General features: G+C 43.7%; 16 protein-coding genes and 1 tRNA gene. 12 read left to right on the top strand and 5 right to left on the bottom strand.

What is annotated here, in order from left to right; translation table 11 throughout:
• Nucleotides 1-166: 166 nt before the first annotated feature.
• Nucleotides 167-982 carry a MipA/OmpV family protein gene (locus EXT48_RS12325; RefSeq protein ID WP_010370798.1) on the top strand — a complete coding sequence of 272 codons (816 nt, stop codon included), beginning with the start codon at nt 167-169 and terminating at the stop codon, nt 980-982.
• Complete coding sequence (locus EXT48_RS12320; protein ID WP_039492187.1) at nt 972-1,370, top strand: DUF3019 domain-containing protein; 399 nt, start codon at nt 972-974, stop codon at nt 1,368-1,370. The genes EXT48_RS12325 and EXT48_RS12320 overlap by 11 nt, the downstream gene beginning before the upstream one ends.
• A 25-nt stretch (nt 1,371-1,395) precedes the next feature.
• On the opposite strand, the gene EXT48_RS12315 is transcribed toward EXT48_RS12320, so the two are convergent.
• The 5 genes from EXT48_RS12315 to EXT48_RS12295 form a co-directional block, all read right to left on the bottom strand.
• A complete protein-coding gene (locus tag EXT48_RS12315) occupies nt 1,396-2,955 on the bottom strand; it encodes a cryptochrome/photolyase family protein (RefSeq protein ID WP_130164630.1) in 1,560 nt (519 codons plus the stop codon).
• Complete coding sequence (locus tag EXT48_RS12310; protein ID WP_130164629.1) at nt 2,955-4,259, bottom strand: DASH family cryptochrome; 1,305 nt, start codon at nt 4,257-4,259, stop codon at nt 2,955-2,957. Before EXT48_RS12310 ends, EXT48_RS12315 begins: the two co-directional genes overlap by 1 nt.
• A 59-nt stretch (nt 4,260-4,318) precedes the next feature.
• Nucleotides 4,319-4,831, bottom strand: a complete 513-nt coding sequence (locus EXT48_RS12305) for a hypothetical protein (protein WP_130164628.1) — start codon at nt 4,829-4,831, stop codon at nt 4,319-4,321.
• A 148-nt stretch (nt 4,832-4,979) separates the two neighbouring features.
• The gene (locus EXT48_RS12300) at nt 4,980-5,450 is read right to left on the bottom strand and encodes a hypothetical protein (protein WP_017217789.1); all 471 of its coding nucleotides are present in this window, start codon (nt 5,448-5,450) and stop codon (nt 4,980-4,982) included.
• Between the two features lie 209 nt (nt 5,451-5,659).
• Nucleotides 5,660-6,439, bottom strand: coding sequence for a delta-class carbonic anhydrase (locus tag EXT48_RS12295; RefSeq protein WP_069020963.1), 780 nt, complete (start codon nt 6,437-6,439; stop codon nt 5,660-5,662).
• A gap of 731 nt (nt 6,440-7,170) precedes the next feature.
• Here EXT48_RS12295 and EXT48_RS12290 point away from each other — a divergent pair.
• The 10 genes from EXT48_RS12290 to EXT48_RS12245 all read left to right on the top strand — a co-directional run bounded on the left by EXT48_RS12290 (nt 7,171) and on the right by EXT48_RS12245 (nt 18,787).
• Nucleotides 7,171-7,247 (top strand) — tRNA-Met (locus tag EXT48_RS12290).
• A 270-nt stretch (nt 7,248-7,517) separates the two neighbouring features.
• Nucleotides 7,518-7,973, top strand: coding sequence for a ribosome maturation factor RimP (gene rimP, locus EXT48_RS12285; RefSeq protein ID WP_010370818.1), 456 nt, complete (start codon nt 7,518-7,520; stop codon nt 7,971-7,973).
• 39 nt (nt 7,974-8,012) lie between these two features.
• Nucleotides 8,013-9,512: a transcription termination factor NusA gene (gene nusA / locus EXT48_RS12280; RefSeq protein ID WP_010370820.1), complete on the top strand. Its 1,500-nt coding sequence runs from the start codon at nt 8,013-8,015 to the stop codon at nt 9,510-9,512.
• A gap of 25 nt (nt 9,513-9,537) precedes the next feature.
• A complete protein-coding gene (gene infB / locus EXT48_RS12275) occupies nt 9,538-12,225 on the top strand; it encodes a translation initiation factor IF-2 (RefSeq protein WP_039492199.1) in 2,688 nt (895 codons plus the stop codon).
• An 82-nt stretch (nt 12,226-12,307) separates the two neighbouring features.
• The gene (rbfA, locus tag EXT48_RS12270; protein ID WP_130164627.1) at nt 12,308-12,712 is read left to right on the top strand and encodes a 30S ribosome-binding factor RbfA; all 405 of its coding nucleotides are present in this window, start codon (nt 12,308-12,310) and stop codon (nt 12,710-12,712) included.
• Complete coding sequence (gene truB, locus EXT48_RS12265; RefSeq protein WP_045989551.1) at nt 12,712-13,659, top strand: tRNA pseudouridine(55) synthase TruB; 948 nt, start codon at nt 12,712-12,714, stop codon at nt 13,657-13,659. Before rbfA ends, truB begins: the two co-directional genes overlap by 1 nt.
• A 105-nt stretch (nt 13,660-13,764) precedes the next feature.
• Nucleotides 13,765-14,034 carry a 30S ribosomal protein S15 gene (rpsO, locus tag EXT48_RS12260; RefSeq protein WP_010370825.1) on the top strand — a complete coding sequence of 90 codons (270 nt, stop codon included), beginning with the start codon at nt 13,765-13,767 and terminating at the stop codon, nt 14,032-14,034.
• 224 nt (nt 14,035-14,258) lie between these two features.
• A complete protein-coding gene (pnp, locus tag EXT48_RS12255; protein ID WP_010370826.1) occupies nt 14,259-16,385 on the top strand; it encodes a polyribonucleotide nucleotidyltransferase in 2,127 nt (708 codons plus the stop codon).
• 409 nt (nt 16,386-16,794) lie between these two features.
• Nucleotides 16,795-17,682 (top strand): lipoprotein NlpI, encoded by an 888-nt coding sequence (gene nlpI / locus EXT48_RS12250; protein WP_130164626.1) that lies wholly within the window; start codon nt 16,795-16,797, stop codon nt 17,680-17,682.
• Entirely contained in the window at nt 17,660-18,787 is a 1,128-nt protein-coding gene (locus EXT48_RS12245; RefSeq protein WP_130164625.1) for a hypothetical protein, read from the top strand. The genes nlpI and EXT48_RS12245 overlap by 23 nt, the downstream gene beginning before the upstream one ends.
• Nucleotides 18,788-18,840 lie beyond the last annotated feature (53 nt).

The raw sequence follows: 18,840 nt of genomic DNA, 5'->3' as shown, positions 1-18,840 counted from the left end.
GCTTAAAGTAAAGTGCGCTATTTAAAATAATTTATGTGAAATATTTATTAAAATAAAGTTAAATTATGTTTGAGTTAAAAATTAGAGAAGATGCTTGTTGGTCACAAATGGGTCAGGTATGATCTCGGGGAGAATTTAGGCACACCTGCGCTAAACGAATGGAACTATGAAAAAACTACTTATAATAATCAGTTTATTGTTACCGTTTTATGGAATTTGCGAAGAACAAAGTGACGAGCTTGATGACGAGTTTGCTTGGCAGCTGAGTGTTGGTGCCTTTTACGTTGATATGACAATGCCTGCTTTGATTGGCACCGACTCGACATTCAAACATGGTACTTTTCTAGTCGATGCAAAAATAGAATATAAAAGTTTTTACTTGAATACCCACTCAGGAGATTTCTTTGGTGGCTCGGATGTTGGTTACCAAATTATCAACAATGGTGAATGGGGAATTGATGCCATTTATGGCAGTTATATGTTGCCTTTTTCTGAACGTGGTTACTACGATACCGACGATGTGGTACCTGAGCTAAGAGGCATTCGTAAACGCGATCAAGATAATTCTTTAGGCTTTTCCTATTATCGCCATGTCGGTGAATTTCTTGCCGTTGCTGAAATAGTCTACGATGTTTTTGGTGACACAAACGGTTGGGTTTTTCACCTCGAAGCGACACGTAACTTTGAATTGAGGAACTGGGATTTATGGCTTAACTTTGGCGCTAACTATTATTCTAGTAATTTTCATAATTACTTCTATGGTGTTTCAGAGGATGAAGTCAATGACTATTTGACTCCCTATAAACCCGGTGCTTCGGCCTCGGCGTTCGTACAAATGCAGCTAAATTATCCAATTGCAGAAGATTGGGTGTTTAGCGCAGGCGCATCATGGTTAGTTGGTTCTCAAGATACGTTAGATAGCCCCTTAGTTCGCTCTCGCCACGCCAGAGTATTCTTTACTGGGGTGAAATATGTATTCTAAATTAATCACATGGACAGTGTTGTTTCTAGGTGTCTTGTGGAGCCACCAGCTCCGCGCCGAAGAAACTAACTCAGTGGGAATACTTCATGCTGTACCGAGCAAGTGTGTTGCCCTGAACCAGGGGAGGACTTGCTATGCGGACGTCAAAGTAACGGTAAATGCACCAACTGAAGGTGACTATTGCATTCGAGAGAGTTTGTCGAAAAAGATCCTCCAGTGTTGGGCCAAAGCAGATACTTTTAAATATGAGTTAGACTTTAGCTCTGATGAGAGTTTGAGCTATGAGCTTATCTCAAAGCAGTCTCGAGATGTGCTAGCAGTGACCACTATTGAGGTGAACTGGGTTCACAAAGTAAAAACCAAAAAAAGGCGTTGGCGCCTCTTTTAATGTTTAGGCTACGTCCGAGCGTAGCCTAAAGTTGCTCAATGTTATCTAAGCACCATTGTGCCCTTGTGAGCACTTCCTGCCGTGTTTTCTCATCTTGTTTTTGCCAATTTCGATAGATCATGCCAATCCGGTGGTTATTGGCAAACTTATCCTCATGGCGGTGCATAAAATGCCAATAGAGGCTGTTTAGTGGGCAGGCATCATCACTAGATTTTTGCTTGACGTCGTAGTGACAATGCTGACAATAATCACTCATTTTTTGCATGTAGTTACCGCTTGCAGCGTAGGGTTTGGTTGCTACTATGCCGTGATCAGCAAATTGTGTCATGCCTCTGGTGTTCGGCATTTCTACCCATTCAATGGCGTCGATGTATATACCTAAATACCATTCATCCACTTGATCTGGGTGAATTCCGGTCAACAGGCAAAAATTTCCCGTGACCATTAATCGTTGAATGTGGTGAGCGTAGGCGTAATCCAGGCTTTGGGTGATGACTTCACTGAGGCAGCGCATCTTCGTTTTTCCATGCCAAAAATAGCTTGGTAGATTACGCTGGGCAAGCAAGTAATTTTTATGGCGGTAGTCTGGCATATTGAGCCAGTAAACAGCTCGGATATACTCTCGCCAGCCTAATATTTGCCTTACAAACCCCTCAATCTGTGCAATATCAATTTGTGAGTTGTCTTGGTATGCTGCGATAGCACTGTCGATAACGTGTTTGGGGTGAAGCATTTTTGCGTTGAGGGCAAAAGAGAGTCGTGAGTGATACAGTGTCCATTTATCGTCACTTTTACAGGTCATTGCATCTTGAAATTGACCGAACGAAGGCAATAGGTGTTCACAGAAAAAGGCCAAAAGATCTTGAGCTTGCGCACGGGTAGTCGGCCATAGCAATGATTCTTCGCTGTTGCCAATGGTCTTTACTTTATGCCGCTTAATCCGTTTTAAAATGTCACTAACATCGTTGGCAAAACAAAGCGGATGTGGGATAGCGTCGATGTCTTTTGACTTAAGCTTGTTACGGTTTTGACTATCGAAATTCCATTGCTTGCCAACGGGTTCTCCATCTTCCATCAATACATTAAAGCGGCGCCTGAGTTTGCGATAGAAAAACTCCATTGTAGTGTGTTTTCCTGGCGTTAAGTAGTCATCCAGCTCTTCATAAGGGACTAAAAAATGCTCAGTGTCAAAGCAACGAACCTGTAACTGGTCGAGTGTTAATTCCGTCATTTGCTTCAGTAAGCGATATTCATCCGGTCTTTGATAGTCAAAACTAGACACCTGATATTTATCACATAAATGCGCAATTAAAGCGGGGAGATCCGAATAGTCCTGCGTCTCATCGAGGGTGAGATGTAGCACATGGAATCCAGCTTTATCCAGCGCAACGGCAAAATTCTCCATGGCTTTGAAGAAGGCACACACTTTTTGTATGTGATGTTTGGTGTAGTCGGTCTCTTGTTTGAGTTCTGCTATCAGATAAAGATACTCGGCTTTATCGTCAGCAAACCAACTATGTTTGGCATTGAGTTGGTCGCCAAGAATTAATCTGAGGCCTTTATATTGAGATTTTTGTTGTGCCATTAGTTATCCTCCAAAGGCCAACCAACATGATCTTGGCTGTCGAGTTGTGGAGTGGCTTCTCCTCGCCATAATTTTATATATTCACCATCTGGGTCAAATAGTGCTTGTTGCTTTGTGATATTGAAATGGCGACCGCCACGAGGATCTGCCCCGACACCAGCGATATACTGCCAATTTCCCCAATTTGCCGCGACGTCGTAATCGATAAGATGTTGCTCAAAAAAAGCGGCACCATAGCGCCAATCTAGCTGTAGCTCATTAACACAGTAGCTCGCTGCTATTTGTCTCGCTCTGTTGGAAATCCAGCCGGTTTTAGTCAATTCGTGCATAATGGCATTAACCAGTGCGCTGGGCGTTCGGCCTTGGCACCACTTTAAAAAGCGCTCTGGATAGAAACTGGTTTTTGGTGTTTTGGCTTTGACGCCTGAAAAGCAAAATAGCGTGTGTTGATGTTTGAGCGCATACCAATAAAAATACTCACGCCACAACAGTTCAAACCAAATCCAATAGGTTGATTCATTTGCGCCTCTTTGCTGCTCAAATTGAGTAAGTGCTTGCTTGATCTGTCTAGGACTGATAGCGCCATAGGCAAGTATAGGACTAAATCGAGTGGAAAAATACTCACCGAACAAGGCGTTTCGGGTTTCTTTGTATGTGAGAGCCGCATCCGTTTGGAAGTATTGTTGTAGCTGCTGTTGAGCTTGCGCTTCACCGGCGGCTACTTTGATACTGTATGAAGAGTTTGCTTTAAATTCAGCTAACTCTGATATCCGATTCGGTCTTGGTGGAAGCTTCGCGGTTGCAATAGGTGAATTAGGTTCAATTTCCTCTACAGCTTTGCGAAATGGCGTAAAGCTCTGTGGTAGTTCACTGACGCTGATTGGTAGTGAGTTTGGCTCAAAAAGGGTGTTTGAATAAGCACTAATATATTGAATATGTGGGAAATTATCTTGTAATTTTAACCAAAGCCTTTGTTCATCGAATCCTGGATGAACAGTGCGACCGATATGAGTTACCTGCTGTGTATGAATAATCTCAGTCAGTGCTTTGAGCTGAGCTGTGTCACGCAACAGATACAGCTTCTGTTGTTGTGAAACTAGTGATTGATGTAAGGCATTGAGCGTCTGATTGCGATAACATTCGACAGCAAAAGAAGGTGAGCACTGCGCTTTGCGAGCCGTCCATAGGTTTACGGTGGGTAGATAAATGCAGATGAGTGTGTCGACTTGAGACGCCAGCGTTGTAAGTGCGGGATTATCACTAAGGCGGCAGTCGTTTTCAAATAAATAGAGTCCTACTTTCACGTTTATTCTTAACAGTCATGAACGAATAAGACTCTATACGTAACAATCAGCTAAACTGCTCAGTTAATTTGGCAAGATTCTATAAGTGTACGCAAGTGAGCACCAACGTCTTGTGTTTTGGTTTGGCCTCGCTCAAGTAAGTTGCTCGCTTGCTGTTTTAGCTCCGCCAAATCATACTGCTCGAGCAAAGTTCTTAAATATCTAACTGTATCAGCACCTTGCTGAAGCAAATCAGGAAATTGTTCGATGGAAATTTCCTGTTGGCTTAGGCGAGAAATAGAGTTGAGTAGGTCGCTTAAATTTGCACTGTCTTGCAATGCGCCTTCAACCGCAATAAGCGCGCCCATCGGATCGGCATCTAGATTATTTGCAACGCAAGCTGCAACACTGCCAACTTCTGCTGATGCTTGTACTGACTCAATTCCTTTATCACGGATCTGCTCAACCACTTGTTGTAGCTCTTGATGTTCAGATAAATATTGTGCCTCGATTTGGGCTTTAGAGTCTTCCAGCATATCGCATGCGGTAAGTGAAACGACCATAGTAGACGCAAAGGCAATCGCTCTTAGCATTTTATCACTTCCTATATAAAGATTTTGTGAAAGTCTAAATAGCTAAGGGCCAGAAGTCACGCAGAGTTTAGTTTTGTAAGCTCTGCATGACTTTGATCTTAGAGTGATGTTTAGTGGCTGCCGTTGTCTCTTCGTTTAGCAGCTCAAGTTAGTTTGCTTGTTGCTGCGCTCTTTTGAACTCCTGTAGACCAACAATATTCGTTTTCTTGAATAATTCAAAGCGCAGCATATTTTCGATGAGTAACAGTGCTTTGTTCCAAGCGTTTTTTGCTGCTGTGGTAAAATGCCTGCCAAGATGGCTTTTGAGCGTTGCTGTAAAGGTAAACAACAAGACACTGATATCTTTTTCTGACGTTCCCATAAATAACAGCGTACCGCGTTGTTTTTGCAGATAATGTAATAAGTTTGACTGCTGTGGGATACGCATCACACAATTTTGCACAAAATCAAATATTTGATGCTCCCAGATTATGAGTTGTCCCACATTTGTTGGAATTTGCATGCGCAAATCGTAATGTTGAATTTGGTTGTACCAAGAAGTGCAAAAGCCATGGAAATTCGGACGAATACTCGCAAGCGTTTGAGTTAAAAGTTGATATTGATAGGGAGTAATGCTCATAGACGCCTCTTCAAACTGATGAAGAGCGGATCCTTTGCTCAAAAACAAATAGCCTAAGTCTGAGTATAGCTGTTTTTTTTAAATGCGAGACTTTTTAATATTTTTTTGTGAGATTTTTCTTACATTGCAATAATTAATTGAATTTCAATATGCTGGACCTAGCTAAAGTAGGCCGATATTGAGCAACGGCCCACGTTCATTTAAAAATATTAGTGCTTAATTGGTGAAAGTAACTGTGGATCTGTCACGAGTTTACGAATGCCATGCGCATGGTCCTCTTCAAAATCATTGTCTTTACACCAACGCGCGAGACTATTTATATCAACTTTGGCACAGCTTGGGCGTACACTCCAGCTTACCTGTAAAGGTGAGCACTGTTGGTTGTTATAGCTAGGTCCTGTGGTTGAACCTAAAAACTCAACTGGTGTGCCGGTATTGCTTGGTAGAGCACCTGCTTGATGGTAACCGCCAACTTGGCCTTGATAATCAAGCTCAGTGAAGTCTTGCGCATTTTCATCATTAACCACTAAAAACACCTGAGTTTCGACGCGTAGATCAGGGTTGGCGCAGCTGTCATTTAAGCAAGCACCGAGTGTCGGGCCTGGTTTTACATCACAAGAGCTATGAACCCAGTGTACTTCAATTGTATCGCCGGGCTTTACGTTGTTACATACTTTATCTTCTACAGGAGCAAGCTCCGCAGGGGTGAGGCTTGCAGTTGCATTACATTGGAATCCGCCGTACTTTGGGTCATTGGAAACGACAGAGAAGTCTTTGGCTTTATGTTCCGCATTTTTATGAAAGTGGATGTTACATAGGTTGAGTTTTTCTTTTGGTGGAGCCATAGCAAAAACCCGTTTGTTGTGACCCTGCAAACTATCAATATCTCTCGGTGTTTGTGGTCCTGCCGATTCACATTGCGCTGCAAACGCTTCAAAGCTAAATATAGACAGCGCTGTCAATTTGCTTGATTTTATAACCGTTCTCATTTGGTTTTCCTTTCTTTCGTGATTTCTCTGTCCCCAATTATGGATCAAATATTTCTTTTTTGTTACAGAAAATGGAAGGGGATGAAACTGGACCGATGAGTTTGGTGTCACGGTGTTGTATGTGAAAAGTAAAATACCTGATTACATCTCAGCAACGAGCTGAAACGTCAGAAGATAGTTCTAAATCAAGGTTGCTATCTAGGCATACTGTCTTTATAATACGCAGCATATTTAGTCAATCGGACTGAAACTTTCGTTTTTCAGTATAATTGGCTTTAAGCATGGGCAATACATCGCCCATTCAAATGGCATTTTTGAGATGCCACTTCTTTGAAAAGTAGAAGTAAAACAATTTTATGTTTCGGTGTAGAATGGAGTGGCTCGATAGATGGTTGGGTGCTTGATTTGGTAAAGTGCCGAAGGTCGTCGGTTCAAATCCGATTGCCACTTCTTTGAAAAGTAGAAGTAAAACAATTTTATGTTTCGGTGTAGAATGGAGTTGCTCGATAGATGGTCGGGCGCTTGATTTGGTAAAGTGCCGAAGGTCGTCGGTTCAAATCCGGTTACCACTTCTTTGAAAAGTAGAAGTAAAACAATTTTATGTTTCGGTGTAGAATGGAGTTGCTCGATAGATGGTCGGGTGCTTGATTTGGTAAAGTGCCGAAGGTCGTCGGTTCAAATCCGATTACCACTTCTTTGAAAAGTAGAAGTAAAACAATTTTATGTGTTGGCGCGGGATGGAGCAGCCTGGTAGCTCGTCGGGCTCATAACCCGAAGGTCGTCGGTTCAAATCCGGCTCCCGCAACCAAGTTAAAGATTGAGTTCTTTGATTTCGCGCATTCCTTGTAATGCGCGTTTTGCGTTTAAGCATCGGCTTTTTTGTTTAAGTTGATGATTAATTTGGCTGAGATAGCTCGCAAACCAAGCACGGCCTTTGGCCACACAGTTTGTTATTCGTGTGACGCCCCGCTTGGTTCGGGGCGTTGTTGTATCTGGCGCAAGGTGTATTCTGAGCCCAAGATCAAGCAGCTATGATTTGGGGCTTTAGGCCCTTTTTTTGTTTGTATGGAGGAGTTCTGTGTCAAAACTCGAGCAAGATTTGACTGAAATGTTGGAGCCTGCAGTTGCTGCGTGTGGCTTTGAATTACTCGGTCTTGAGTTTGTGCAAGCTGGTCGTCATTCTACACTTCGTGTATATATCGATCATGAAAACGGCATTAATGTAGATGACTGTGCGGAAGTGAGTCGTCAAGTTAGTGCAATTTTAGATGTCGAAGACCCGATTACGAACGAATATAGTTTGGAAGTATCTTCTCCTGGTGTTGACAGACCATTATTCAAACAAGCTCACTATGAAGCAGCAGTGGGAGAGGAAGTACGTTTGCGTACTAAACTTCCGCAAGAAGGTCGCCGTAATTTTAAAGGCGACTTAGTAGCAGTTAATGGCGATATGATCACGTTAAAAGTTGACGCTCAGGATTTCATCTTGATGTTGAGCAACATTGAGCGTGCCAATATCATCGCAAAATTCTAACTTTGAGTGCGAAGGACAAGGGCAAGCGAGGCATTACCTATGGCAAAAGAAATATTGTTGGTGGCAGAAGCTGTTTCCAATGAAAAAGCGGTCCCAAGAGAAAAGATTTTTGAAGCATTAGAGTTCGCACTAGCGACAGCAACAAAAAAGAAGCACGGCGGTGAAATCGAAGTACGCGTTACTATCGACCGTAAAACGGGCGAGTACGATACTTTTCGTCGTTGGAAAGCGGTTGAACCACAAGAAGACGGTTCACTAGAGAATCCATATGCGGAAATCACGTTTGAAGCGGCGCAAGTTGATGAGCCTGACATTCAATTAGGTGATTACGTTGAAGAGCAGATCGAATCAATTAAATTTGACCGTATCACCACACAGATGGCGAAACAGGTAATCGTACAAAAAGTACGTGAAGCTGAGCGCGCATTAGTTGTTGATGCATATAAAGATCAAAAAGGCGAGCTAGTGACAGGTGTTGTTAAAAAAGCAACGCGTGACGCTATCGTTATCGACCTTGGTAACAATGCTGAAGCGGTAATTTACCGTGAAGACATGCTACCACGCGAAAGCTTCCGTCCGGGTGACCGTGTACGTGGCCTACTTTATGAAGTGAAGCCTGAAGCGCGTGGTGCACAGCTATTTGTTACGCGTTCTAAGCCTGAAATGTTGATGGAACTATTCCGCATTGAGGTTCCGGAAATTGGCGAAGAAATGATTGAGCTTAGAGGCGCTGCACGTGACCCTGGTTCTCGTGCTAAAATCGCTGTAAAATCAAACGACAAGCGTATTGACCCTGTAGGTGCATGTGTTGGTATGCGTGGCGCACGTGTACAAGCTGTGTCTTCAGAGCTTGGCGGCGAGCGTGTTGATATCGTACTTTACGATGATAACCCAGCACAGTTCGTAATCAACGCGATGGCACCGGCTGAAGTAGCTTCAATCGTAATGGATGAAGATACGCGCACAATGGAAATTGCAGTTGAAGCTGACAACCTAGCGCAAGCGATTGGTCGTAATGGTCAAAACGTACGTTTAGCTAGCCAACTTACTGGTTGGGAACTAAACGTAATGACAGTGGAAGAGATGGAGCGTAAGAGCTCGGAAGAATCAGATAAATTGGTTAATCTGTTCACTGAAAATCTAGACATCGACGATGATTTTGCAACACTACTGATTAACGAAGGCTTCTCTTCACTTGAAGAAGTGGCTTATGTGCCAGTAGCTGAATTTTTAGAAATCGACGGTCTAGACGAAGAAACCGTTGAAGAGTTACGTAACCGTGCAAAAGATGCACTGACTACGAAAGCACTTCGCGATGAAGAAAGTCTAGAAAATGCAGAACCTGCAGAAGACCTACTAGCACTTGAAGGACTTGAGCGTCATACCGCTTTTGTTTTTGCTAGCAAAGGTATCGTTACACTTGAAGACCTTGCAGAGCAAGGTATTGATGACTTAGTTGAAATTTCTGAGTTATCAGAAGAGCAAGCTGGTGAGTTAATCATGGCTGCACGTAACATTTGCTGGTTCAGCGAAGAGTAATTTATTAACGGAGGTAACATCACGTATGGCAGAAGTGAGCATTAACAAACTAGCCGAGAGTATTGGTACAACTGTTGATAAATTACTACAACAGTTAAAAGATGCAGGGATCACCAAAGCCGAGGGCGACCAAGTTACTGAATCCGAAAAGGCGACGTTGCTTGATCACCTAAGCAAGCAACACGGTGGCACTGGTTCAACCGGCCCTGAGCGTATGACTCTACAGCGTAAGAGTAAAAGCACGTTAAGTGTTAACTCATCTGGTAAAGCGAAGTCTGTATCTGTAGAAGTCCGTAAGAAGCGCACTTACGTTAAAAAGAGCGCAATCGAGCAGCAAAAAGAGCAAGAACGCTTAGCTGCAGAGGAAGCTGCGCGCAAAGAAGCAGAGTTAATGGCTCAGCAACAAGCAGAGCAACAGGCCAAAGTTGAAGCTGAGCGCAACGCGCGCGAAGAAGCGGAACGCAAGGCCGATGAGGAAGCCGAGCGCAAAGCTAAAGAAGAGGCGAAGCGACAAGCTGATGCTGAACGTCAAGCCAAAGATAAGCAGAGTAAAGAAGTGGATAGCGCGCAACAAATTAAAGAACGTCAAGAAGCTGAGCGTCTGCGTCAAGAAGCAGAAGCGGCAGCCCTGAAAAAGGCAGAAGAAGAAGCAAAACGTCAAGCGGAAGAAGCTCGTCGTCTAGCTGAAGAAAATGAAGCACGTTGGAAGGCGGAAGAAGAAGAGCGTCTTCGTCGTGAAGAAAATGCTGATCACCACCTAACAACTTCTACTTACGCTCGTGAAGCGGAAGATGAATCTGATGCACGTGAAGAGAAAAGTGCACGTCGTAAGAAGAAGAGAAAGCCAAGTGCGAAAGAAGAAGCTGCAGAAGCGAATGCGAAGAAGCTGAAAGGCAAAAAAGGTCGCTTAAAAGCGCCAACTTCGTTACAGCATGGTTTCCAAAAGCCAGCGGCAGAAGTGAAACAAGAAGTACGTATCAGTGAAACAATCACTGTTGCAGAACTTGCTTCTCGTATGGCTGTTAAAGGCGCTGAAGTTGTTAAGACAATGATGAAGATGGGTGACATGGTTACGATTAACCAAGTTATCGATCAAGAAACTGCGCAGCTAGTTGCTGAAGAAATGGGTCACAAAGTCATTCTAGTGAAAGAAAACGAGCTAGAAGAAAAAGTACTAAATGACCGCAGCGAAGATGGTTCTCTTGAGCCTCGTGCGCCAGTGGTAACAGTAATGGGTCACGTTGACCACGGTAAAACGTCAACACTTGACTACATTCGTAAAGCGAAAGTTGCAGACGGCGAGGCCGGCGGTATTACTCAGCATATCGGTGCATACCATGTTGAGACTGAAGGTGGCATGATCACTTTCCTAGATACTCCTGGACACGCGGCGTTTACATCAATGCGTGCTCGCGGTGCGAAAGCAACCGATATCGTTGTACTTGTTGTTGCAGCGGACGATGGTGTAATGCCTCAGACGAAAGAAGCGGTACAACACGCGAAAGCGGCAGAAGTACCACTTATCGTTGCTGTGAACAAAATGGATAAAGAGGGCATTGACCCTGACCGCGTTAAGAATGAGCTTGCTCAACTAGACGTAATCCCAGAGGACTGGGGCGGTGAAACGCAGTTTGTTCATATCTCAGCGAAGACTGGTCTTGGTATTGATGAGCTACTAGAAGCAATCCTAATGCAATCTGAGCTATTAGAGCTACGAGCTTCTGAAGAAGGTATGGCATCTGGTGTGGTAATCGAATCTCGTCTTGATAAAGGTCGTGGCCCGATTGCTTCTGTACTTGTTCAATCAGGTACCTTAAACCAGGGTGATATCGTACTTTGTGGTCTTGAATATGGCCGTGTTCGTGCGATGAAAGACGAAAACGGTAAAGACATCAAAACCGCAGGTCCTTCAATTCCAGTAGAGATCTTAGGTCTTTCTGGCGTACCAGCAGCTGGTGACGAAGCGACAGTAGTTCGTGATGAGCGTAAAGCACGTGAAGTGGCACTATACCGTCAAGGTAAGTTCCGCGAAGTGAAGCTTGCTCGTCAGCAGAAAGCGAAGCTTGAGAACATGTTCTCTAACATGACTGAAGGCGACGTATCTGAAGTGAACATCGTTCTAAAAGCAGACGTTCAAGGTTCTATCGAAGCAATCGCTGATTCATTGACTAAACTGTCTACAGATGAAGTGAAGGTGAAGATCGTAGGTTCAGGTGTTGGTGGTATCACTGAAACGGATGCAACGCTTGCAGCGGCTTCTAACGCTATCATCGTTGGCTTTAACGTACGTGCGGATGCTTCTGCTCGTAAAGTTATTGAAGCTGAGAACCTAGACTTACGCTACTACAGCGTTATCTACGACCTAATCGAAGAAGTGAAACAAGCAATGACAGGTATGCTTGCACCAGAATTTAAGCAAGAGATCATTGGTCTTGCTGAAGTTCGTGACGTGTTCAAGTCGCCTAAGATCGGCGCTGTTGCAGGTTGTATGGTAACTGAAGGTGTGGTTAAACGTAGCGCGCCAATCCGTGTACTTCGTGATAACGTGGTTATCTACGAAGGTGAACTTGAGTCACTTCGTCGCTTTAAAGATGACGTTGCTGAAGTTCGTAACGGTATGGAATGTGGTATCGGCGTTAAGAACTACAACGACGTTAAAGTCGGTGACCAAATCGAAGTATTTGAAACTGTACAGGTAGAGCGTACGCTTTAATTGTAAGTTATTAAAATACTTGAGATGGGGGCACTAGCCCCCATTTGTGATCTCATAGATTTTGAAATTTTAAGTGGTGAAAATGAGAGAATTTTCTCGTACAGATCGCGTAGCACAGCAAATTCAAAAAGAAATTGCGGTGATCCTACAGCGCGAAATTAAAGATCCAAGATTGGGTATGGTAACAGTGTCAGCTGTTGAGGTATCACGCGATCTTTCTTATGCAAAAGTATTCATTACTGTATTGAATACTAGTGATGAAGACAAAACTAAGCAAAGTGCGGCTATTCTGAATGAAGCAACCGGTTATATCCGCTCGCTTCTTGGCAAGCGTATCCGTGCGCGTATCATGCCTGAGCTTAAATTTGTTATTGATAACTCCCTAATGGAAGGTATGCGTATTTCTAACTTGGTTGACTCTGTGATCAGAGAAGACAACGCAAAGCGTGGTCCTGAGCCTGGAGATAAAGACCAAGAGGAAGAGTAATGGCGCGTCGCACCAAAGGCCGTGCGATCGACGGCATTCTGTTATTAAATAAACCGCAAGGTATTTCTTCTAACAAAGCACTGCAGCAAGCAAAGGGCATCTATTTCGCTCAAAAAGCAGGCCACACCGGTGCTTTGGATCCGCTGGCAACAGGTATGTTGCCAATTTGCTTTGGTGAAGCGACTAAGTTTACCCAGTTTTTGCTTGATACCGATAAAACCTACGTGGTGAGAGCGCAGCTGGGTGAGCGCACGACGACATCAGATTCTGATGGTGAAATTGTTGAAACGCGACCAGTAAATGTAACACTTGAGCAGCTAGAGCAAGAAATTGCCAGCTTCTTGGGGGAATCTGATCAGTACCCTTCGATGTATTCGGCGCTCAAATATCAGGGCCAACCGCTATACAAATATGCTCGCGAAGGCATCGAAGTACCGCGAAAATGTCGCAAGATTAATGTTTATCGTATCACGTTAGACGAATATGACGAGCAAACTCAACAAATTCAAATGACGGTGCATGTGTCTAAGGGCACTTATATTCGTACGATAGTCGATGATTTGGGGGAAAAGCTTGGCTGTGGTGCGCATGTCATTATGTTACACCGTAGTGAAGTTGGTCATTACCCTAGCGACAAAATGATTACCTTAGTCGAGCTCGAAGCGTTACTTGAGAAAGCAAAAGCGGAAGAAGTTGCGCCTTCTACTTATCTCGATGAATTATTGTTGCCGATGGATACCGCTTTGGTCGACTTGAGCGTTGTTGATATTAGCGCTGAGCAAGGTGTTGCTTTTGGTCATGGGCAAACCGTTGCTGTCGAAAATTTACCAGACGGTATTGTTAAAGTGGTTGCTGATGGCAAGTTTGTTGGGATTGGCGAGCGTAATCCACAAGGGTTATTGAAAGCAAAACGCGCGCTATCTTCCGCTCAGCCGGAATCACAATAAAATCTTCCTATGCAAGGGGAGTTTATGCTGGTATAATCCGCCAGCTTCCGCTTTGGCTGAATTAGTGATCGGCTGAAGCATTACTAAACTTATTTTGGAGTTATTATGTCACTAAGCAATCAAGAAAAAGCAGAAATCGTAGCAAAGTTTGCACGCGCAGAAGGTGATACAGGTTCACCAGAAGTACAAGTTGCACTTCTAACTGCTGACATTAACAAGCTACAAGGTCACTTCGCTAACCACAAGCAAGATTTCCACTCACGTCGTGGTCTTCTACGTAAAGTTAGCCAACGTCGTAACCTTCTTGACTACCTAAAAGGCAAGAGCGTTGACCGTTATGCTGCACTAATCAAAGAGCTTGGCCTACGTCGCTAATATTTTTGATTTCTTGTTGGAAATTTATCCAACAGTAAAAAAGGGGCTAATTAGCCCCTTTTTTTGTGGCTGTTCTATCAGTATACTTACAGCCGTTTAAAAATACTTTTAAACAAGCGTCAATCGGATTTCCAATTGTAGTGCTTAAGTAAATTATGGTGAGTTTATTTAAGACTGTGATTGGTCCCCGTTGACGTTGAAAACCATTTAGTAAGGAAAATATTGTGCAAGCAATTATTAAAGAATTTCAACTAGGTCAACACACGGTGACTCTAGAGACAGGTGCTATCGCACGTCAAGCTGACGGCGCAGTACTTGCAAGTATTGGTGATACTTCGGTACTTGTTACTGTTGTAGGAAGAAGAGAAGCGGCTCCTGGCCAAGACTTTTTCCCACTAACGGTTAACTACCAAGAAAAAATGTACGCTGCGGGTCGTATCCCAGGTGGTTTCTTGAAGCGTGAAGGTCGTCCTTCAGACGGTGAAACACTAACCGCTCGTCTAATCGACCGTCCAATTCGTCCTCTATTCCCAGACGGCTTTGTAAACGAAGTTCAGGTTATCGCGACAGTGGTTTCTGTAAACCCAGAGATCCAACCTGATATCGTTGCTTTGATTGGTACTTCAGCAGCACTAGCTATCTCAGGCATTCCATTCAATGGTCCGCTAGGTGCAGCACGCGTTGGTTTCATCGACGGTCAATACGTACTTAACCCTACGCTAAAAGAGCTAGAGACAAGTAAGCTTGACCTAGTTGTTGCGGGTACTGAAAACGCAGTACTAATGGTTGAATCAGAAGCTGAAGTGTTAACTGAAGAAGAAATGCTTGGCGCTGTTGTATATGGTCATGAGCAATCACAAGCTATCATCAAAGCAATCGAAGAATTCCGTGCTGAAGCTGGTAAAGCGGCATGGGATTGGACTGCACCTGAAAAAGATTTAACACTAGCTGAAAAAGTCGCTGCAATTGCAGAGCAAAAAGTAGGTGATGCTTACCGTATTACTGACAAAGTTGCACGTAAAGAAGCACTTTCTGAAGCAAAAGCAGAAGTCATTGAAAAGCTAGGCGCTGAAGTTGCTGAAGGCGAGTCACTAGACGAGCAAGTGGTAGGTAAAACATTCAGTTCACTTGAGAAGAAAATTGTACGTAGCCGTATCATTGCAGGCGAAAAACGTATCGACGGTCGTGAACCAGATATGGTTCGTGCACTTGACGTGATGACGGGTGTACTGCCACGTACTCACGGTTCTGCAATCTTTACTCGTGGTGAAACTCAGGCACTTGTGACAGCAACCCTTGGTACTGAGCGTGACGCGCAGATGCTAGACGACCTAACTGGTACTCACAAGCATCACTTTATGCTTCACTATAACTTCCCTCCATTCTGTGTAGGTGAAACGGGTTTTGTAGGGTCTCCTAAGCGTCGTGAAATCGGCCACGGTAACCTAGCTAAGCGTGGTATTGCGGCAGTAATGCCAACACTGGCTGAATTCCCATATTCAGTACGTGTAGTATCTGAAATCACTGAATCAAACGGTTCATCTTCAATGGCATCAGTATGTGGTACTTCTCTTGCGCTAATGAACGCTGGTGTTCCAGTTAAAGCGTCAGTTGCTGGTATCGCGATGGGTCTAGTGAAAGAAGGCGAAGATTTCGTTGTACTTTCTGACATTCTGGGTGATGAAGATCACTTAGGTGATATGGACTTCAAAGTAGCGGGTACAGCAAACGGTGTAACTGCACTACAAATGGATATCAAGATTGAAGGTATCACCAAAGAAATCATGCAGATCGCGCTTCGCCAAGCGAAAGCAGCGCGTCTACACATTCTAGGTGTGATGGACCAAGCGATTTCTGCACCTTCTGAAGAGCTATCTGAGTTCGCTCCACGTATCTACACGATGAAGATCCCTGCGAAGAAGATTGCTGAAGTTATCGGTAAAGGTGGTGCAACAATTCGCCAGCTTACTGAAGAAACAGATACAACGATTGAAATTGAAGACGACGGTACTATCAAGATCGCTGCAACGAATGGTAATAGCGCACAAGCTGCTATTTCACGTATCGAAGCGCTTACAGCAGAGCTTGAAGTTGGTACGCTTTACACTGGTAAAGTTATCCGTATCGTAGACTTCGGTGCGTTTGTAAATGTACTTCCTGGTAAAGATGGTCTAGTGCACATCTCACAAATCAGTGAAGAGCGCGTAAATAACGTTTCAGATCACTTAACTGTTGGTCAAGAAGTGAAAGTTAAAGTACTTGAAGTTGACCGCCAAGGCCGTGTTCGCTTAAGTATCAAAGAAGCACAAGAGAAAAAAGCTGAGCAGCCTAAAGAAGAAGGCGCTGAGTAATCTTTGCAATGCTTTGCATAGAATAGAAGTGTAAAGGGGCTGAATAGCCCCTTTTTTTATGCTTTAATGCTGTTTGACTCAAAATGATGAAACAAAACTGAGTTTATCTGGTCAATAGAGAACTAGGCAAAGTTATAGTAAATAACCTGAGGTTTGGATAAGGAATGAGCTAACTCATTGTTTTTAATACCACATTAAATTATACCCTTATCTAGCCAGACAGTTTTAGGGATAACAAGGCGAATTTACGCACCAATAGCTGGCTATTGGAAGTGAATTCAACGCAGTTAGCGCTAAAACTGGCTGCTAGAAAGGCATTAATTATCCGAAGCTCAGGTTAAATAATCAGATTGTTGGTATACCTGTGCAAAGACTCTAAACGGGCAAATGCCATTGAATGAGGAAGGAAATGAAGTTAGCGAAAATAGTTGTGCCATTAGTGCTAATGGGGCTGGTAGGATGTAAAAGCACGCAGCCAGAGGCCACTAAAAACATTGTAAATGTTCCGCTTGCAGTACCACTTCAAGCCAATTTCCGTAATGAGATTGCCATTGCTCGATTTAACGAGTTACTCTTGCAGCCGGATATGGCAAATGAGCAACGCGCGCAGCTGCTATACAATCGCGGTATGTTGTACGATAGCATTGGCTTACAAACTCTTGCTCGTATTGACTTTAATCGTGCCGTACAAATTAAGCCGGATCTCGCCGAAGTATATAATTTCCTTGGTATTCATCAAACGTTAGAACAAAATTATGGCCGCGCATATGAAATGTTTGATGCTGTGCTAGAGCTTGATGAGCAACATGAATATGCCTATTTAAATCGTGGTATCGCATTGTATTACGGCGAGCGAGCTGATTTAGCTGTAAAAGATTTTGAAGCCTTTTTGGCGCGTGCTCCAAAAGATGCGTACCGTGCTATGTGGCTGTATATTGCTCAGCAGCAAGTAGACGATGCACTTGCTAAGCAGACATTGGCGGCAAATAGCCAAGCATTAGACCCTAACGAGTGGTCGTCTCAGTTAGTTGCACTGTATTTGGGTACTTTATCTGAAGAGGCATTTCTTGCCCAGATCTCTGAGGGCGTGAGTACTCAAGAAGAGTATGCGCAGCGTCTCTGTGAAGCCTATTTTTATCTGGCTAAGCAATATCAGACCCAAGGGGATTTAGCCTCTGCGATTAGCTATTTTAAGCTCGCACTGGCAACCAATGTATATGAGTTTGTAGAACATAAATACGCGCGTCTTGAGCTTGATTTACTTGCCCAGTTGAATGACGAACAAGACGCGAGCTAAACACCTTTTTATTTTTATGCTTATAGGGCTGCTGTTTTCAAGCAGCCCTAATTATGCACACCTCTCTATCGCGCAAAAATCAGCACTTGTCGTCGCCAATCCAAATAGCTATTTTGCCATTGCACCAGCGCTTGAGGTGTTACCCTCACAAGCAAGTGCACAATTAGTAAAAGCCATTGCGGGCCTAAAGCAACCAAGTTGGGAGTTTGAACGGTTACAGCGCGATTTGAGTGCTCAAGAGAAAAATAGCACTAAGCTGCTTTTACTCGATACTTGGTCTCGTTTGAATCGTCAGCAGCGTCAGCAAGTGTCCGAACAGTTAGTATCACTTGGCCGATATCACTTTCTTTATGCGCTTTCAAAGCGCTACGCGTTAAACCCAGAACTCACTTCGTTGCTCGCGGTGTGGCAAGGAAAGTCTGTCACGACATTTTTGAATAACCCCTACTTAAGACAGTTTCACACTCTCTCAGAGCGTCAGCATTCAAGTGCGTCTTGTCAGTTTAATCTTGCATTAATCGCCAGTGATTTAGATGGTTTGCAGCGTTTACAAGTGCTTAAACATGCTTATGAGCAACAACCAGAGCCAGCCACAGGTGTATATTGTTTATCTAAACCGATATATGTGGCGAACAAACTTAGTTGTAAGAGGCAAAGGGGATTTGCAATGTGCGACTTACGATACGAGCAGGGCTTGTCAAAATACGATCACTTGGTGTTTATGGCAACGGAGGGGCTTGCTAATGTCAGCGGTAAGCACATGACTTTGAGCGCCACCAGCACTTACAACACGCTGGTACACGAGCTTATGCACTTTAGCGGCTTTGAAGATGAATACCCAATACCAGCCCAAAAAGCAAAATGGCTTTGTGCGACTTCAGGACAAAAGGCACCAAATCTTTACGTTGGTGACCAAGCACCGAGCAATTGGGTACCGAGTCGCACTTGCGAGTTAGGTAAACTTTCCTCATATAAACCCTCGAATAGTCACTCTTTGCTGGAATATCAATCAATTAAGTTAGATGAAAATTACCGTAAAAGGTGGTTAACAGTACTGAATTCAGGACCCTTAGAAGATAAAATAGCAGTTAATTCGGCTGAATAGTTTTGAACTTATTCTGAATAGTTTGTTAAGGTTGGCTAAAATAGCATCAGCTA

Source organism: Pseudoalteromonas sp. CO348, from assembly GCF_004208845.1.
Classification (GTDB): domain Bacteria; phylum Pseudomonadota; class Gammaproteobacteria; order Enterobacterales; family Alteromonadaceae; genus Pseudoalteromonas; species Pseudoalteromonas maricaloris.
Note: the sequence above shows the minus strand (reverse complement) of the source record. Positions and strands in the feature narration are given on the sequence as shown.

Coding starts and splice junctions, on each gene's coding strand:
- EXT48_RS12245 (WP_130164625.1), top strand. CDS start 17,660: ATGACGAACAAGACGCGAGCTAAACACCTTTTTATTTTTATGCTTATA.
- nlpI (WP_130164626.1), top strand. CDS start 16,795: ATGAAGTTAGCGAAAATAGTTGTGCCATTAGTGCTAATGGGGCTGGTA.
- EXT48_RS12325 (WP_010370798.1), top strand. CDS start 167: ATGAAAAAACTACTTATAATAATCAGTTTATTGTTACCGTTTTATGGA.
- EXT48_RS12315 (WP_130164630.1), bottom strand. CDS start 2,955: ATGGCACAACAAAAATCTCAATATAAAGGCCTCAGATTAATTCTTGGC.
- nusA (WP_010370820.1), top strand. CDS start 8,013: ATGGCAAAAGAAATATTGTTGGTGGCAGAAGCTGTTTCCAATGAAAAA.
- truB (WP_045989551.1), top strand. CDS start 12,712: ATGGCGCGTCGCACCAAAGGCCGTGCGATCGACGGCATTCTGTTATTA.
- EXT48_RS12295 (WP_069020963.1), bottom strand. CDS start 6,439: ATGAGAACGGTTATAAAATCAAGCAAATTGACAGCGCTGTCTATATTT.
- rbfA (WP_130164627.1), top strand. CDS start 12,308: ATGAGAGAATTTTCTCGTACAGATCGCGTAGCACAGCAAATTCAAAAA.
- EXT48_RS12320 (WP_039492187.1), top strand. CDS start 972: ATGTATTCTAAATTAATCACATGGACAGTGTTGTTTCTAGGTGTCTTG.
- EXT48_RS12305 (WP_130164628.1), bottom strand. CDS start 4,831: ATGCTAAGAGCGATTGCCTTTGCGTCTACTATGGTCGTTTCACTTACC.
- infB (WP_039492199.1), top strand. CDS start 9,538: ATGGCAGAAGTGAGCATTAACAAACTAGCCGAGAGTATTGGTACAACT.
- EXT48_RS12300 (WP_017217789.1), bottom strand. CDS start 5,450: ATGAGCATTACTCCCTATCAATATCAACTTTTAACTCAAACGCTTGCG.
- rpsO (WP_010370825.1), top strand. CDS start 13,765: ATGTCACTAAGCAATCAAGAAAAAGCAGAAATCGTAGCAAAGTTTGCA.